Genomic DNA, 14,530 nt, shown 5'->3' with positions numbered 1-14,530 from the left:
TCGTAGCGGCTGTCCGGAGCCGCGCACTCCGTGAGCCATCCGTCTTCGCCGACCTCACACAGTGAACCGTCCGCGAGTTCACACAGCGGGCGGCTGTCCGACGGGGCGAGTTCGAGCTTGAACCAAGTGTCTCGGTGGAAGTCAACGAGCAGTGCACTGACGGACGGGCAGATTTCGTTCGGCGGAAGTCGAGACATATGAGTCACGGCTCCAACGGGTCTGGGTGATCTGCTGGGTTGAGCAGGGCGGTCCAGTAGTCATCGCGCAGGATGTTCCACAGGTCCTCGTGCCGGGGGAGCAGCTCGCGGGCGTCGGCCAAGTCCGGGTATGTGTCGAACACAATCGTGCCGGGTTGGGCTCCGGGAAGCAGCGTGCGCGACGGGAGTCGGTAGGCGGTGAAAGACCGACGGGGGAGTTGCAGGCGCAGGATACGCACGGAACTTCCGATCAGCTGCCACACCGCGACCTTGCTGCCGTCCTGGGTTCGCGTGGTGCGCAAGGCATCTCGACGCATCACGAAACCTCGCCGTTGGTACGCCCGATCCCGGGGGACTCGACACCCCGGCACCGGGACGACTCGGTGAGTACCGACTGATCTGCCCACTCGCGAACCGCGTCCGCGACCCACTCGACCACATCGGCTGGCGGGCCGCAGTAGCTGGCTGGCGGACCGACGAACGGATCTCGCTGTGGCAGTTGTCTCTTCGGCATCTGCCGACCTCCCGGACCTCAACGGATAGATGTGCGCCCGGGGCCCTGAAAACAACTCCTGATGTGGGAAAAGTCCTCTCCGAGCGCAAGTTCAGCAGACCACCGGGCAGGTAGCCGCACGAGTGAAATCCGAATGTTCAGATGAACCCGTCGAAAGCCCCAAGACGCTGGGCGAATGTGCTGTAAAACAGTGTTCGGAATTCGAGCGAAACAGCATTCACTGTGGGGAGCAATGACATGCCTGAGGAGTCACCGACGCTGCTGCGTCGCCAGCTTGGCCGTTTCCTCCGCGAGAAGCGTGAGGGGCAGGGCTTCGCAATCCAAGATGCCGCCAAGGCAGTTCAACTGAGCTACAACGGCTTACAGCGCCTCGAGACTGGCCGCACCGTCAAACCGCGGCGTCAGGACGTGCGCGAGTTATGTTCGCTGTACGAGGTGGATGACGGCGAGACCAAACAGGCCGTTGACCTTGCCTTCCGTGCCGCTACTGCCAAGGGTGAGGACGGTATTACGTCTCTCGGCGGGATGTTCTCGGATGCGTTCAACATCTACGTCGGCTTGGAGCGGTCGGCGCGGCATCTCACGTCCTATGAAGTTCAGATCCCTGGTCTACTTCAAACCGCCGACTACGCACGCGCGCTGATCGGTGCGTTTCTGTATGACGGGACCCGCGATGAGATCGAGCGCCGGGTGGAGGTGCGGCTGCGCCGCCAAGTGGTAGTCACCCGGAAAACCAAGCCGTTGGCGTTGGAGATACTTCTCGATGAATCCGCTTTGCATCGGGTTGTCGGAGGTCCACGGGTGATGGCGGCGCAGCTTCGCCAACTCGCCGAGGTCAGCACGCTCGACAATGTCAACCTTCGAATACATCCGCATTCAGCGGGATTCACGCGCGGAATCTTGCACAGTTCGTTCGCGATTCTGGACTTCGGCGTCGACAGCCAGGGCAAGGCGATCGAACCGCCAGTGGTGTACCTCGATGGCGGTATGGTTAGCGACCTTTACCTCGAGAAGCCCGAGCTGGTGGAGCGATATACTGAAATGGCTGACATTATCCGGCAGATAGCGCTGGATGAGAAGAGCACGCGAGACCTGCTGCGACAGGTGGCGAAGGAGAAGTACGGTGACCGTTGACACGTCCGGAGCACGCTGGTTCAAGAGCAGCTACAGCGCCTCAAATGGTCAGTGCGTGGAGGTCGCATTCCTCGACTGCGACGCGGTTGGTGTGCGCGACTCGAAGAATCCGACTGGCCCGGCGCTGGTCTTCACCCCTGGTGAATGGGCTGCCTTCACTGCTGGCGTTGTGGACGGCGAATTCACTCACCCCTAGCTCGTTCCACTCTGCCGAGTTCGGTTCACAACAGGTGGTGAAGGAGAAGTACGGTGACCGTTGACATCTCCGGGGCGCGCTGGCGAGAGCAGCTACAGCGAGTCCAATGGCGGGTGTGTCGAGGTCGCATTCCTCGACGGTGGCATGGTCGGCGTCCGCGATTCCAAGAACCCCATCGCCCCGGCCCTGGTCTTCACTTCAGGTGAATGGGCGGCGTTCACCGCTGGCGTTGTGGACCGTGAGTTCGACGCCGCACAGCTGACCAAGGCCGGCGTGCCGGTAACATTGATCGCCCGGGACGAGAGTCTGCGGCAGATCCGCGAGCACGGCATTGTGTTGGAAGACGCCTGCGGCGAGCGAGAAACCATTCGGCCTGATCATGTGCTGGCTGCCGAAGACGTCGATCATCGGGCTGATCTGGTCCTGTTCTGTGTGAAGTCCTACGACACCGAGGCTGCGACAGAATCTGTCAGGCTTCTGGTCAAACCCGACGGCCATGTGCTGTGCCTGCAGAACGGTGTGCAGAACGAGCAGATCCTCGCTGACAAGCTTGGACCGTCGCATATCCTCTCCGGCGTGCTCTACATCGGCGCGAATCGTCTGGGGCCCGGTGTGATCCGCTGTTCAGCACCGCCGTCGCTGATCGTCGGCCCGTATGTCGGCGCCGATCTCGCCGTGAGTTCCGAAGTGCAGGAGTTGTTCTCCAGCGCCAACATCAAAGCGGCGGTCGAACCCGATGTGGGCGCGTCGAAGTGGCAGAAATTCCTGCTCAACTGCGGCCTGAACCCCCTCACGGCGATCACGAAGAAGCGCCTGGGTGAGCTGCTGTCACACCCGGCGACTGCTGATGTGTTCGACATGCTCGTCGGCGAAGCCGCGGCTGTGGCCCTCGCGGCCGGCGCGCCATTGGCACCCGATCACAAGGCCCGCGTCGATGACACCGCCGCTCGGATGGACATCTCCTCGTCCATGGCCGAGGACCTCGCGGCCGGACGAAAGATCGAGCTCGATGCCTTCACCGGCTATGTCATCCAACTCGGCGAGACCCACGGCGTCCCGACTCCGGCCACCCGAGCCGCACATGGAATGCGCGTAGCTCTCGATAACGCCACGGCCGCGTAGAGGGGCACGGGTGACGGAACCAGCAGGCGTTGGCGGAGATCTGACCGATGCCGCGTACAGCCGGATCCGATCGATGCTCCTCTACCAGGAGCTTCGACCCGGTGAGCGGACGTCGGTCGGTCAGTTGTCGGCTGCGACCGGTCTGGGCCGGGCGCCGGTCAAAGCCGCCGTCGACCGGCTCGCCGGCGAAGGGTTGTTCCATATTCGTGGCCGCAGTGGCACGTCGGTGACCAGGCTGACCGCGACCGGGGTCGTGCAGATGTTCGAGATGCGCTCACTGTATGAGGATGCTGCGGCTCCCCTCATCGCCGAGCGGATCACCGACGAACAGATCGCTGATGCGCTCGCACTGGTCCCCGCCCTGACCTCCGTGCCGTCGCAGGAGGAGCAGACACCGGACGAACTAGCTCGCCGGATCGAATTCATCGACAACGATGTCGAGTTTCACCGACGGATCATCGCCGGCGCAAACAACCCCTACCTCTGCGATGCCTATCGGTCGCTGAACCTTCACCTGCTGATCTCTCACTACCTGGTGCTGGACGCTGGTGCACACGAAACTCAACGCCGGAACGAACATATCGAGATCGCGCACGCCCTGGAGGAAAGGGACGCCGCGGCCCTGGTATCCACACTCCGCCAGCATGCCGACGCCGTGCGCGACGCAATCGTGAAGACCATCAACCGCCGCGAAGTGACACGCTGAGTTGCGCAGTGCACCGCTGGTACTTCCGGTGGCCCGAAGGAGTAACACCATGGATGCCTTCTACCTGCCCGATTCCTCGGACCCGGACCTGTTCCATCCCACCGAACTCACCCGTGGGCCGTGGTCGCCGCATGCACAGCACGGTGGGGCGCCTTCGGCACTATTGGCGCATGTGATCGAGCAGTGCGAGCCGCGACCGCAGTGCCGGGTCGCACGAGTAACGGTGGAGTTCCTCGGGCCGGTGCCGATCACGCCGCTGCGGGCCGCAGCGCGGGTCACCCGAGCCGAGGCGCGAGTCGCTCAACCCGGGCGCGATGTCGAATTGATCGAGGCCACACTGAGTTCCGACCGGGGACCAGTGCTGAAGGCCACCGCCTGGCGGCTTCAACCGGTGGAGCCGGAACTCGACGTGCCGACCGAGATGCTGCCGACCGGCATCCACCCCGGCCCCGACACCGTGACGCCCGGCCCGGAGCACAGCTTCCCGAGCACTCAACCGGTCGGCTTCCATACCGGGGTCGAATACCGCTTCGTCTCGGGCGCTTTCCAGACCCCGGGCCCGGCCGTGTGCTGGATTCGCCTGCGCTACCCGATCGTGGCCGGTACCTCGCTCAGCCCATTGCAGCGGGCCCTCGCCGCCGCTGACTTCGGCAACGGAGTCAGCTCAGTCCTGCCATGGAGCCGATCCTTTTTCATCAACACCGACCTCACCGTGATCCTGCACCGCGACCCGGTCGGCGAGTGGCTGTGTCTGGACGCGGTCACCTACCCCGAACACAGTGGCATCGGCTTGGCCGAGTCCCGCCTGTTCGATCAGAAGGGCCCGATCGGACGCGGCACCCAAACCCTGCTGCTCGGCACGCGCTGACCCGGATGACAGCGGCGTCCCGCATCACCCAGATCAGGCTGGACGACGTGACCACCCGCCACGAACAGGTGTTCCTGCGGATGACAGAGGAAGACCTGCCATTGCCCGAGCCCGTGGGTGGTCTCAGTACCGACCTGATCACCCAGCGCCGCAACATGGGGACCGCCGCCAACCTGTGTTGCTGCTTTGGACCGAATCCCGCGTGTTCGGTCAAGTGGCGTCTGGATGAAGAGCTCCAACCCGACCTCGGCGGCCCACTCATCGACGCGGCAGACGATCACCGGGCGATACCAGGGGCCTCCCGAGGGAGATCTCAGGGAGCGACCCCGATGTGCAGGGCGGGGGATATCGCTAGCGTCGGGGCATGCGCCTTGTGACGGTCGGTATCGCTGTTGGTGTGGTTGCCCTGCTCGGGGGATGTGCGGAGGATTCCGCTGCGCCAGTGGGGGTTTCGGCGGATCGGATTCGGATGGTGCAGGCAGATCTCGATCGGGCGGTGGAGGACGGGATCACCGGGATGATCGCGACGCTGACCGAGAATGGGCAGACGGTCACTCTTACCAGTGGTGTTGCCGATATCGGAACCCGCGCGCCGATTCCAGCCGAGCCGCCGCAGCAGGTGCGGATCGGCAGTATCAGTAAGACGTTTGTCAGTTCGGTGGTGCTGCAGTTGGTGGCAGAGGGGAAGATTCGGCTCGATGAGCCGGTCGATACCTATCTACCTGGGGTGTTGCGTGGGGAGGGGATCGACGGGCGGGTAATCACGGTGCGCCAGATCCTGCGGCACCAGAGTGGTCTGCCGGAATTCGCCGATGATCCGCGGGTGGATGAGTATCAAGCGGCGGTGGATGGGCGGATCATGACTCCAGAGGAGCAACTCGCGATCACCCTGAGTAAGCCAGCGGATTTCGCGCCGGGGACGCGGTTCGAGTACAGCAACTCCAACTACCTCGTTGCGTGCATGCTGGTCGAAAGGGTCACCGGCGCACCGTATGTCGATGAGCTGAATCGGCGCATCCTGCGGCCGTTGGCGCTCGACGACACCTACCTACCGGGACCGGGCGAACTCGATATCCGTGGCCCACATCCCAAGGGGTACGCCGACATCGACGGTGTGGTCACCGATGTGTCACGCATCGAACCGTCGGTGCCGGGGGGTGCGGGCGGGATGGTCGCCACCGGCAACGATTTGAATCGCTTCTATCAGGCGCTGCTGGCCGGAGAGGTGGTCCCGGCCGCCGAACTGCGGGAAATGCGGACCGGTGTGCCGATGGGACAGGCGGATATGAACTACGGGCTCGGCCTCGACTCGACCCACTTGCCCTGTGGCGCAGAGTATTCCGGGCACACCGGCGGCATCACCGGATTCGTCACCATCTCCGGCGCGACGCCGGATGGCAGGGCGGTGACCTACGCCTACACCAAGTCGCCGAAAGCCATGCCCGATGTCACGACCATGCTTTCGCACGCCCTGTGTCCCTGATGAAGAACGCCGCATGGGCCGGTGATGTCGCTGCCGCTTCCTGAAGACAGCCTGCCGAACCCGAACCAGGGGCGGAGCAGCATCCCGCCGGACAGCGTCACGTCGGCTAGGGCGGCCAGGTAAGCCCAGTGCATCACCGCGCCCGGCATCGGAACGGCACAGTGCAGCACCAGCATTGCGCTGCTCATCGCCGCGGTCATGGCCCAGGCCCCAGGGGACGGCCGGGTCCACAGGTGCCAGGCGCACCACAGGCAGCCCAGCGACATCAACGCCGGCAACACAACCAACCACACTGCGGTGCAATGGGTTCCGTCGCAGGCAGCATGCAGGGTCGCCGAGAGCAGCGACAGGGCCGCTCCCGCCCGGCCCACCCGGGACCGGGCCGGGATCGACGGGTAGTGCATCACTGCACCGGGTGTGCGCAGCAGTCGTGCGGTGCTTCCTGCTGCTGACGGCCGGCTTCGCCCCTGTCGATGGCGCCGGCGACCTTGCCCAGCCAGTCCGAGGCGGTCTCGTCAACCGTGGCGGCGTACTCGTCGTTCCAGTTCCACCACTCGTACGTCGGTGTCTGGGGGTAGCCCTCGGGCGAATCCTCCCAGTTCTCCTGGCGGCCGAGGGCCGTCATGTCCAGGTAGCTCCAGGTGTTTCCGAAATACTCGTCGCCACGGCGGTTGATGAAATACGTGCGATACACCTGGTCGCCCTCGCGGATGAAGGCGTTGGTGCCGTGCCATTCATCGACGCCGAAGTCCACATCGAACTCGTCGGTCATGGTGTACCACGGGATCCCCGACCAGCCCATCCGGGCCTTCACCTGCTCGATCTCGGGTTGCGGTGCGCGCGAGGCGAATACGAGCGTGGTGTCGCGGGCGTTCAGGTGCGCGAGATTGCCGACGTGGTCGGCCATCATGGAACAGCCGCGGCAGGCGTGATCGGGCCAGCCGAGCACGCCGGGCTCGAAGAATGCGCGGTAGACGATCAGCTGGCGGCGGCCCTGGAACAGGTCGAGCAGGCTCACCGGGCCCGTTGATCCTTCGAACACGTACTGCTTGTCGACGGCCAGCCAGGGCATGCGGCGGCGCTGGGCAGCCAGCGCGTCGTGGGCCCGCATCACCTCCTTCTCCTGCACCAGCAGCTTCAGACGCGCTGCCTCCCACTCGTTCTGCGAAACGATCTGCGGTGTCTTCATAGCGATACTCCTCTTCGATTTCGGATTGTTGATCAGGCCCGGTCGAGGATGGTCTTCAACGCGTCGAGTGGGCTGTCCCAGTCACGCGCCATCGCAGCGAGGAATTGTTGCGCCACTTGCATCGGCGCGGAACATAGTCGGTAACGCACCCGACGGCGCTCGCCCGGCTCCGCGGTCACCAGACCGGCCTCGGACAGCAGCGCCAGGTGTTTGGCGATCGCCTGCCGGGTGATCGGCAGCCGGGCCGCCAGGTCGGTCGCCGTGGTGGGCCCGGCGGACGCCAGCGCGGCGAGGATCGCACGCCGGCTGGGGTCCGCCAAGGCCACGAAGACCTGCTCGGCAATCGCTTCCTGGTCAGGCCGCATCGAGGTAGCCGACCAGCTCTCCGAGCTCGCTCTGCCAGCCGCGGGTGTTGCCCTCGAACGCCGTCTTGTAGGCGTCCTCCGCGAGCTGAGCGAAACCGGACTCGACCACGGTCAGTCGTGTACCCGCCGCCACCGGCTCCAGCGTGAACTCCACATAGGTGCGGCGCGGATCCTTCTCAGGCAGCCCGAAGATATGCCAGGTGAACCCGAATACGTGCGGTTCCTCTACCCGCTCCACCCGCATGTCTGCGTGGTGTCCCCCCTCGTTCCAGCGCATCCACGCCTTACCGCCCGGGCGCAGCTCGATGCCGGCCTCATTGCCGAACCACGTGCCCAACCCCTCGGCCGTGGTCAGCGCCGACCACACCTTCGCCGGTGGGTGTGTCAGCTCGATCGTCCGCTCGATGCGATCAGGAAATCCCATAACCACCTCCATTAGTAGCAACTTACTGGTTGCGATATTATTGCAACCGATGGGTTGCGTCAACCTTGGCCTGAATCTCCGCCACCGGAACGGGCCGTACTCGGCGGCGAAGGGCTGCCATGGGTAGCACCGGAGGCCGCACAAGGTGACGGGTCCGCAAGGCCGGCCACCCCTTGGAATCAACCATCTCTAGGCTTCCTGGCATGACGAACGCAGTTCCGCCTACCGGTGGGCGGACGGTTATCCGTTTGGTGGTCGCCGGTGGTGGCACAGGTGGGCATACCTTTCCGGCATTGACGACAGTCCGCACTCTGCGGGATCAGCTCACAGCCCAGGACATAAAGCTCGAGGTCTTATGGATCGGGCAGGCAGACAGCCTCGAAGCGCGGGTCGCCGCCGACAATGACATCGCATTCGCCGCAGTGGCCACCGGCAAGATCCGCCGTGACCGAAATCTGCTGAAGATGATCTCCCGTGCGAACTTGACCGACATGTGCCGGGTGCCGATCGGTGTCGCGCAGGCATGGCGGATGGTGGGTCGATTCGCGCCGGATGTGGTGCTTGCGACTGGCGGCTATGTCGCTGTGCCGGTTGGGTTGGGCGCGTGGTTACGGCGTCGGCCGTTGGTGATTCATGAGCAGACAACTCGGGTGGGGTTGGCCAATCGGTTGTTGGCGAGAGTCGCGGATGTGGTGGCTGTCAGTTCGGAGTCGAGCGTCGAATTGCTCCCGCGGTCGACACAGACGGTAGTCACGGGCAATCCGGTCCGGCCGGAAATTTTTGCGGGCCAACGAGATAAGGCGCTCGCCTCGCTCGGGTTGGACGGGTTCGACCCAACGTTGCCGACCGTGTACGTTACTGGCGGCGCGCAGGGGGCGGTACAGATCAATGCTGTGGTACGGGAGCTGTTGCCGTGGCTGCTGTCGCGTGCCAACGTCATTCATCAGTGTGGGAAGTCCGGTATCGCGGGGCTGCGAGAGTACGCGAGCGGTCTCGATCCTGATGTGGCAGACCGATACTGGCTCACCGAGTTCGTCGGCGCGGAGCTGCCCGATGTGCTGGCGTTAGCGGATGTGGTGATCTCCCGCAGCGGAGCGGGCACGATCGCCGAAGTTACTGCGCTGGGCAAGGCTGCCGTACTGATCCCGCTCGCGTCGTCCGCTGGTGGGGAGCAAGCCCACAACGCGCGCGTCCTCGCCGAGCAGGGAGCGGCGATGGCGTTGCTGGACGAAGTGTCCACCGAGAGCCTGAGCACCGCCCTCGAGCCGCTGCTCGCTGATCCGCAGCGCCGCAACGCCGTTGCACAGCAGGCTCGGACGTGTGGTCGCCCTGATGCTGCGGATCGTCTTGCGCGGGTTGTGTTATCAGCGGCGGGCTGACTGGACCGAATTGCGCCTGAGGTCGGCAAGGGCGGTCCGCAGCTCCGATACGACGTGCGTTATGTCGTGCTCGGTCATGGCAGGGTGAAAGGGCAGGCTGATGGTCTGCCGGGCCGTTGTCTCGGTGACCGGTAGCGGGCGGTACCACTGCCGGAACGCTGGTTGAGTGTGGTTGGGCGGGTAATGCACCCCGACCCCGATGCCGCGGTCGCGCAAGGTCTCGAACACCTTGTCGCGCTCGTCGACCACGCGCACGACGCAGTTGAACGGGACAGTGTGCTCGATATCGAGGTCTACCAACGCGACGTACTCCAAGCCCGACAATTCGCGAGCGTAGGCACGCCAAAGACGCCGCCGGACGGTTTCGATATCGGCGAAACGTGCGAGCTGGACCCGACCGATCGCTGCATGAACTGCCGAGAGGTGATAGCGCCATCCGACACCGTCTACCTGGTAGGAGGTGGTTCGGATCCGCGCGGCTTGGGACTGGGTGACGCCGAGCAGGCGCAACGTGCGGGCCGCGTCAGCCTCGGCGGGGCTGCGCGGGATCAGTGCTCCGCCTTCGCCGCACGTGAGGTTCTTGATCGGGCCGAAGCTGAAGCAGGTCAGCATGCCGGTCGCGCCGACCCGCTTGTCGCCGAGTCGAGATCCGAACGCATGCGCAGCGTCTTCGACGACTGCGATTCCTCTTCGATCTAGTTCAGGTTTGATCTCGGTGAGATCGATTGCGCGACCGCCGTAAAGCACTGGTATGACCGCGCCAGTGCTGGGTGTGATCGCTGCTTGCACGGCGGCGCTGTCCACGCACAGTGTGTCGGCGTCGATATCGATGAACCGGGGGTGTGCTCCTGCCATCAGGATGGCTTGGACTGTGGCACAGAACGTTTGCGACGGAACGATCACCTCGTTTCCTGGACCGACACCGGCTAGGAGCAGTCCGATATGCAGCGCGGCGGTGCATGAGCTGACCGCAACCACATCAGGAACTCCGAGGAAAGCGGCGAGTTCGGCTTCGAATGCCTCGGTAGCGGTGTTGTGGCCCCACTGACCGATCCGCATTGCCTCGGCCACGACCGCGTATTCCGGGCCGTGCATCCAGGGTGACGCGTTTCTCTCAAAAGCGGACATCAAACTTCTCTCGTAATACATTGGAACACTGTGGAATTCGATGGTGCGGAGTTACCATCCGCGCTCGTCTCGCGAGACGGCGAGTGTTTCGACATACTTGGTCAAACAAACACCGGGCCGATACCGCAATCGGTCGTGCGCGACCGGTCCGCCCCACAGCCCGGCAAGAGTTTGTCCGATCAGGTCGGCGCCTGCGTCTTCGGCGAGCACGAATCCACCGGCGGCGCGAGCGTTCACCTCGGTAAGAACGATGCGCTGTTCATGGCCGTCACGAACGAAGCCCTGTACGCAACACAACCCAACGATTCCGACGGCAACCAATGTCTCGGCAACGCGGTCGGCAACTTCTGGATCATGGAATGTGCTGGCCACCATGGAAAGTCCGCCCTTGGTGAGTAGCCGGTATCGCAGGATCACCGATGCGCGCCCGCTGTTGTCGACAAGACAGTCCGCCGTGAACTCGCGGCCATCGACGCGGGCCTGGATGATGGGGTCGGGCACCAATTCGCACAAGATCAGCGCCTGCTGCCAGGTCCGGCAGTACACCACGTTCTGTGAGCCCTGACCGTGGCGCGGTTTGACGACCAGCGGGCAGCCATCGGGGATGGTGGCGATTTGGTGGGGTAGCCAGGTCCGCGGAGTGGGGATCCCGTGCTCGGTCAAGACCGTATAGAACTCGGCTTTATCCCGACAGGCGTTGACCGCGCGTTGCGACGGTAGCCAGGTCCGAACACCGATCTGGTTCAGTGTCGCGCGGAGTGCGAGAAGTTGTGGCAGTTCGCACTCGACGGCGGACAACATTGCGTTGGGCCGCAGGTCCTCACACAGCTTCAGCAGTTCGATGCCGTAGCTCGGGTGGGTGGAGGGTAAGGATAGGCGGGCGATCAGGCCGGGCAGCTGTAGTCCGTTGGCAACCGGGTTGGCATCGGTGCCGATGACGGTGCAGCCGTGCTGTTGGAGTCGCCGGGCGAGGTCGAATCCCGGTTGACCTCCGACCCCGGTTACGAGTACGCGGCGCGATGCGGCCACTCGATCAATGGACATGGTTGGTCGCCTGAGGGGTCTCGAGTTGGATTGCCGATACGGGTGCGTCGGGGTTGCGGAGCTGCGGTGCCCACCGATCGGGATGGTCGCGGTACCACCGCACGGTTTGAGCGAGTGCGTCTTCGAAATCCTGTGTAGGCCGGTAGCCGAGGCCCGCGATCTTGTCCCAGCTCATGGAGTAGCGGCGGTCGTTGGAGGGGCGATCGGCGACGTATTGCACCTGGCCCCAGTCCGTGTCCAACTGGTTCAGGATCAGGCTAGTGAGCTGTTCGTTCGTCAGATCGGTGCCGCCACCGATGTTGTAGACCTCACCGGGCTGGCCGTGTCGCAGCACCAATTCCAGGCCCTGACAGTTGTCCTCGACCCACAGCCAGTTGCGCACGTGACCGCCGTCGCCGTGCAAGGTGACCTTCCCGCCCTTCAGTAGGGCGGTGATGAATGCGGGAATGATCTTTTCGGGGTGCTGGGCAGGGCCGAAGTTGTTGCTGCTGCGGGTGATGCATACCGGCACACCATAGGTTCGCCAGTACGACAAGGCCACCAGGTCCGATGCTGCTTTCGACGACGCATAGGGAACTGTTGGGCGCAGCGGATATTCCTCGGATGCCGATCCCGTCAGTAGCGGTCCATAGACCTCGTCGGTGGAAACATGCACGAACTTGCGGACATCCGATCGCCGTGCGGCATCGAGCAAGATGTGCGTACCCAGCACGTTCGTGCTCAGGAAGTGGCCACTCTGGAAAAAGGAGCGGTCGACATGTGACTCCGCGGCCAAGTGGACGATGGTCGTGTGCTCTGCAACGAGATCGTCGACGAGCCTTACGTCGAGGATATTGCCGACCACCAGGGTCAGCCGGTCGGACAACATCGCTGCGCCGAGATTGCTGCGGTGTCCCGCATAGGTAAGTGCGTCCAGGACGGTCACCTTGCCGGTGTCGTCGGAGGCTAGTAGTCGTTTGACGAAGCGCGATCCGATGAATCCCGCGCCGCCGGTGACCAGAACGTTTTCCATATTTCCACCGTCGGGAGTCGTTGTGTATGAATATGTTTCAAGCCAATCGCGGCCAGGGTTGCCCGTCTGTCCACACGCCGAAGCTGGAATGTCAACCCAGTTCCAGGTCAGGCCGGAGGGTTCACTGCACTCTGCTGGAGCGCGTCACGGTCCCAACCGGGGTCACCAGATCGCACGCCATACTGACTGCGCGCGGCCCCAGCGAAATGTGTGCGATCCGGCGTCACGATCACTGCTGCCTCAACCTTGTGCGCGGTGTGAACGACCAGTGTTGTCGGCATGTAGGTGTCCGGCGCGATGGTGACCAGTCCGACGAGTGTGCAGTCGAGACGGTGAGCCAAGCTGCCGATCACGGCTTCATCGCGCGGTCTGTCATCGGTGACATCCAGGCGCAACAGTCCGATTGCTCGTGGCTGCATGGGATTTTCATTCCCGGTATCCGGACGGCGGGAGCGGTCCGGATTGGCTCCTCGCTCTAGGCGTGCTTGGAGCGATCACATTCAGATATGAGCCCTCCTCCGCTGCACAGGCCGACATGGTTCCGAGCAGGCGCGAATCGCATCAACCACCACAAGGCCGGAGGGCCGGAACGTGCATCGGGGTGCTTCGATCCAGCGCCGGAACTGCTCACCTTGGTCGGCGGGCGACGGTAACGCGACGGTGCCACCGGTTCGTACCACGGATACGTTCAGGCGGAACATCTCGGCGAACAGACGTACATCATCGGGGATGTCTGGTCGCACGAGCAGCGTCCATCGATTCGAGCGGGGATGCGACAGAATCGGACCAATGTGCGAATCATGCTGCTGCATGTGAATTTTCACCGCTTGGCCGAGATATGCGGGAAGTATCAGTGCCCAAACGTGCTCGGCTTTCATGACGATGCGGCCGAGGTGTGGCGGGTCGACGGTGGCGGGCAGGTCGCATACCTGCCTGTAGAAGTGACATCGGGTCAACGGGCTGTCGCCAAAAGTTTTGTGGTCCATCGGTTTTAGATCCCTTGTTCGGGTTGTTCAATGTCGGTCTGTTCGGATTGCCACTCGCGTAGGGCGTCTAGGTACCGCTCGACAACATCGGTAGGGACTTCGACCGCTAGTGCGGCGGGCGGGCCGACGAGTGGCCTCCGGTGCGGTGGTTCTGGTTTCAACGTCATTGCCCCCAGTTCAGCTGCGGCTAAGGTGCGCCAGGCCCCTGAAACGAACTCCCTGATGAAGGAGAAGAGTTGTCTCTCCTGGCGCATATCCAGCTGACCACGGGAGGGTCCGGAAAAATACGGGTTGGCATCCACAGCGCGTTCACAAAGAGGCTAGATTCGACGGCATGGACGGTCCCGCCGTTGTCATCGGCGCGCAGCTCCGAGCGGCCCGCGAAGCCGCTGGGGTATCCCTGGCTGCGCTTGCTGCTCAGATCCCCTATAGCAAATCTGCGCTCTGGTACTACGAGACCGGAGGGCGTACGCCGACGTCCGATGTCATAGCGTGGTATGAAAGGCGTTTCGGTGGCATCCAACACCCTGTAGCTACCTTGCTCAACCTCGGAAGGGCTGATGTGGAACGGCGCTCTTTTCTACGTGTCGGATACTCCACAGCTATCAGCGCGTCCGTGTTGGTTCCAGGATGGCTCGACGGTGCGGTGTCCGATGCATCGGGCAATGAAACCGGCCCTCGTCATGTGTGAGGTTCACCCCGGGGAGTGGACACTGAGTTAGCGGGATGGTTGTTCCTGCTGGTTAGGATGTCTGCATGCCTCCTCGTAAGCGTCGGTCGTTC

The 14,530-nt window shown here is 63.6% G+C and carries 18 protein-coding genes; 8 read left to right on the top strand and 10 right to left on the bottom strand.

Features of this window, described 5'->3' with window-relative positions; all coding sequences use genetic code 11:
* Positions 1 to 202: 202 nt before the first annotated feature.
* Positions 203 to 514: a hypothetical protein gene (locus tag AB0J29_RS15980; RefSeq protein ID WP_364785686.1), complete on the bottom strand. Its 312-nt coding sequence runs from the start codon at positions 512 to 514 to the stop codon at positions 203 to 205.
* Between the two features lie 434 nt (positions 515 to 948).
* Between AB0J29_RS15980 and AB0J29_RS15975 the strand changes: the two genes are divergently transcribed.
* The 6 genes from AB0J29_RS15975 to AB0J29_RS15950 all read left to right on the top strand — a co-directional run bounded on the left by AB0J29_RS15975 (position 949) and on the right by AB0J29_RS15950 (position 6,220).
* Positions 949 to 1,845 carry a helix-turn-helix transcriptional regulator gene (locus AB0J29_RS15975; RefSeq protein ID WP_364785683.1) on the top strand — a complete coding sequence of 299 codons (897 nt, stop codon included), beginning with the start codon at positions 949 to 951 and terminating at the stop codon, positions 1,843 to 1,845.
* Entirely contained in the window at positions 1,835 to 2,041 is a 207-nt protein-coding gene (locus tag AB0J29_RS15970; RefSeq protein ID WP_364785680.1) for a DUF397 domain-containing protein, read from the top strand. Before AB0J29_RS15975 ends, AB0J29_RS15970 begins: the two co-directional genes overlap by 11 nt.
* Positions 2,042 to 2,101: 60 nt before the next feature.
* A complete protein-coding gene (locus AB0J29_RS15965) occupies positions 2,102 to 3,163 on the top strand; it encodes a 2-dehydropantoate 2-reductase (RefSeq protein ID WP_364785677.1) in 1,062 nt (353 codons plus the stop codon).
* Between the two features lie 10 nt (positions 3,164 to 3,173).
* Positions 3,174 to 3,869, top strand: coding sequence for a GntR family transcriptional regulator (locus tag AB0J29_RS15960; RefSeq protein ID WP_364785674.1), 696 nt, complete (start codon positions 3,174 to 3,176; stop codon positions 3,867 to 3,869).
* A gap of 49 nt (positions 3,870 to 3,918) precedes the next feature.
* Complete coding sequence (locus tag AB0J29_RS15955) at positions 3,919 to 4,737, top strand: thioesterase family protein (RefSeq protein ID WP_364785671.1); 819 nt, start codon at positions 3,919 to 3,921, stop codon at positions 4,735 to 4,737.
* 364 nt (positions 4,738 to 5,101) lie between these two features.
* Positions 5,102 to 6,220 (top strand): serine hydrolase domain-containing protein, encoded by a 1,119-nt coding sequence (locus tag AB0J29_RS15950; protein WP_364785668.1) that lies wholly within the window; start codon positions 5,102 to 5,104, stop codon positions 6,218 to 6,220.
* Here the strand turns inward: AB0J29_RS15950 and AB0J29_RS15945 are convergent.
* The 4 genes from AB0J29_RS15945 to AB0J29_RS15930 are packed head-to-tail and all read right to left on the bottom strand — an operon-like array spanning position 6,154 to position 8,198.
* A complete protein-coding gene (locus AB0J29_RS15945; RefSeq protein ID WP_364785665.1) occupies positions 6,154 to 6,627 on the bottom strand; it encodes a hypothetical protein in 474 nt (157 codons plus the stop codon). The two genes, AB0J29_RS15950 and AB0J29_RS15945, sit on opposite strands and share 67 nt — an antisense overlap.
* Positions 6,624 to 7,409 (bottom strand): DUF899 domain-containing protein, encoded by a 786-nt coding sequence (locus AB0J29_RS15940; RefSeq protein WP_364785662.1) that lies wholly within the window; start codon positions 7,407 to 7,409, stop codon positions 6,624 to 6,626. The genes AB0J29_RS15945 and AB0J29_RS15940 overlap by 4 nt, the downstream gene beginning before the upstream one ends.
* A 32-nt stretch (positions 7,410 to 7,441) precedes the next feature.
* Positions 7,442 to 7,774, bottom strand: a complete 333-nt coding sequence (locus tag AB0J29_RS15935; protein ID WP_364785659.1) for a metalloregulator ArsR/SmtB family transcription factor — start codon at positions 7,772 to 7,774, stop codon at positions 7,442 to 7,444.
* On the bottom strand, positions 7,764 to 8,198 hold the full coding sequence (locus tag AB0J29_RS15930) for an SRPBCC domain-containing protein (RefSeq protein ID WP_364785656.1): 435 nt from the start codon (positions 8,196 to 8,198) through the stop codon (positions 7,764 to 7,766). The genes AB0J29_RS15935 and AB0J29_RS15930 overlap by 11 nt, the downstream gene beginning before the upstream one ends.
* 203 nt (positions 8,199 to 8,401) lie before the next feature.
* On the opposite strand from AB0J29_RS15930, the gene AB0J29_RS15925 reads away from it, so the two are divergent.
* Positions 8,402 to 9,577 carry a UDP-N-acetylglucosamine--N-acetylmuramyl-(pentapeptide) pyrophosphoryl-undecaprenol N-acetylglucosamine transferase gene (locus AB0J29_RS15925; RefSeq protein WP_364785653.1) on the top strand — a complete coding sequence of 392 codons (1,176 nt, stop codon included), beginning with the start codon at positions 8,402 to 8,404 and terminating at the stop codon, positions 9,575 to 9,577.
* On the opposite strand, the gene AB0J29_RS15920 is transcribed toward AB0J29_RS15925, so the two are convergent.
* From AB0J29_RS15920 to AB0J29_RS15900, 5 genes are all read right to left on the bottom strand, one after another.
* Positions 9,563 to 10,705: a DegT/DnrJ/EryC1/StrS family aminotransferase gene (locus tag AB0J29_RS15920; protein WP_364785651.1), complete on the bottom strand. Its 1,143-nt coding sequence runs from the start codon at positions 10,703 to 10,705 to the stop codon at positions 9,563 to 9,565. The two genes, AB0J29_RS15925 and AB0J29_RS15920, sit on opposite strands and share 15 nt — an antisense overlap.
* Before the next feature lie 51 nt (positions 10,706 to 10,756).
* Positions 10,757 to 11,749, bottom strand: a complete 993-nt coding sequence (locus tag AB0J29_RS15915; RefSeq protein ID WP_364785648.1) for an ATP-grasp domain-containing protein — start codon at positions 11,747 to 11,749, stop codon at positions 10,757 to 10,759.
* Positions 11,739 to 12,761: a dTDP-glucose 4,6-dehydratase gene (gene rfbB / locus AB0J29_RS15910; RefSeq protein WP_364785645.1), complete on the bottom strand. Its 1,023-nt coding sequence runs from the start codon at positions 12,759 to 12,761 to the stop codon at positions 11,739 to 11,741. The genes AB0J29_RS15915 and rfbB overlap by 11 nt, the downstream gene beginning before the upstream one ends.
* Before the next feature lie 107 nt (positions 12,762 to 12,868).
* Positions 12,869 to 13,180, bottom strand: coding sequence for a hypothetical protein (locus AB0J29_RS15905; RefSeq protein WP_364785642.1), 312 nt, complete (start codon positions 13,178 to 13,180; stop codon positions 12,869 to 12,871).
* Positions 13,181 to 13,261: 81 nt separating this feature from the next.
* Entirely contained in the window at positions 13,262 to 13,747 is a 486-nt protein-coding gene (locus AB0J29_RS15900) for a DNA-directed RNA polymerase subunit beta (RefSeq protein WP_364785639.1), read from the bottom strand.
* A gap of 334 nt (positions 13,748 to 14,081) precedes the next feature.
* On the opposite strand from AB0J29_RS15900, the gene AB0J29_RS15895 reads away from it, so the two are divergent.
* Complete coding sequence (locus AB0J29_RS15895) at positions 14,082 to 14,438, top strand: helix-turn-helix transcriptional regulator (RefSeq protein WP_364785636.1); 357 nt, start codon at positions 14,082 to 14,084, stop codon at positions 14,436 to 14,438.
* Positions 14,439 to 14,530 lie beyond the last annotated feature (92 nt).

The sequence above is a fragment of the Nocardia sp. NPDC049707 genome (genome assembly GCF_040674855.1).
GTDB lineage: Bacteria > Actinomycetota > Actinomycetes > Mycobacteriales > Mycobacteriaceae > Nocardia.
This window is presented reverse-complemented; position numbering and strand designations above follow the sequence as displayed.

Excerpts from the sequence above, each read along its gene's own strand:
- AB0J29_RS15980 (WP_364785686.1), bottom strand. The coding sequence starts at position 514 with ATGCGTCGAGATGCCTTGCGCACCACGCGAACCCAGGACGGCAGCAAG.
- AB0J29_RS15975 (WP_364785683.1), top strand. The coding sequence starts at position 949 with ATGCCTGAGGAGTCACCGACGCTGCTGCGTCGCCAGCTTGGCCGTTTC.
- AB0J29_RS15955 (WP_364785671.1), top strand. The coding sequence starts at position 3,919 with ATGGATGCCTTCTACCTGCCCGATTCCTCGGACCCGGACCTGTTCCAT.
- AB0J29_RS15950 (WP_364785668.1), top strand. The coding sequence starts at position 5,102 with ATGCGCCTTGTGACGGTCGGTATCGCTGTTGGTGTGGTTGCCCTGCTC.
- AB0J29_RS15940 (WP_364785662.1), bottom strand. The coding sequence starts at position 7,409 with ATGAAGACACCGCAGATCGTTTCGCAGAACGAGTGGGAGGCAGCGCGT.
- AB0J29_RS15935 (WP_364785659.1), bottom strand. The coding sequence starts at position 7,774 with ATGCGGCCTGACCAGGAAGCGATTGCCGAGCAGGTCTTCGTGGCCTTG.
- AB0J29_RS15930 (WP_364785656.1), bottom strand. The coding sequence starts at position 8,198 with ATGGGATTTCCTGATCGCATCGAGCGGACGATCGAGCTGACACACCCA.
- AB0J29_RS15925 (WP_364785653.1), top strand. The coding sequence starts at position 8,402 with ATGACGAACGCAGTTCCGCCTACCGGTGGGCGGACGGTTATCCGTTTG.
- AB0J29_RS15920 (WP_364785651.1), bottom strand. The coding sequence starts at position 10,705 with ATGTCCGCTTTTGAGAGAAACGCGTCACCCTGGATGCACGGCCCGGAA.
- AB0J29_RS15915 (WP_364785648.1), bottom strand. The coding sequence starts at position 11,749 with ATGTCCATTGATCGAGTGGCCGCATCGCGCCGCGTACTCGTAACCGGG.
- rfbB (WP_364785645.1), bottom strand. The coding sequence starts at position 12,761 with ATGGAAAACGTTCTGGTCACCGGCGGCGCGGGATTCATCGGATCGCGC.
- AB0J29_RS15905 (WP_364785642.1), bottom strand. The coding sequence starts at position 13,180 with ATGCAGCCACGAGCAATCGGACTGTTGCGCCTGGATGTCACCGATGAC.
- AB0J29_RS15900 (WP_364785639.1), bottom strand. The coding sequence starts at position 13,747 with ATGGACCACAAAACTTTTGGCGACAGCCCGTTGACCCGATGTCACTTC.
- AB0J29_RS15895 (WP_364785636.1), top strand. The coding sequence starts at position 14,082 with ATGGACGGTCCCGCCGTTGTCATCGGCGCGCAGCTCCGAGCGGCCCGC.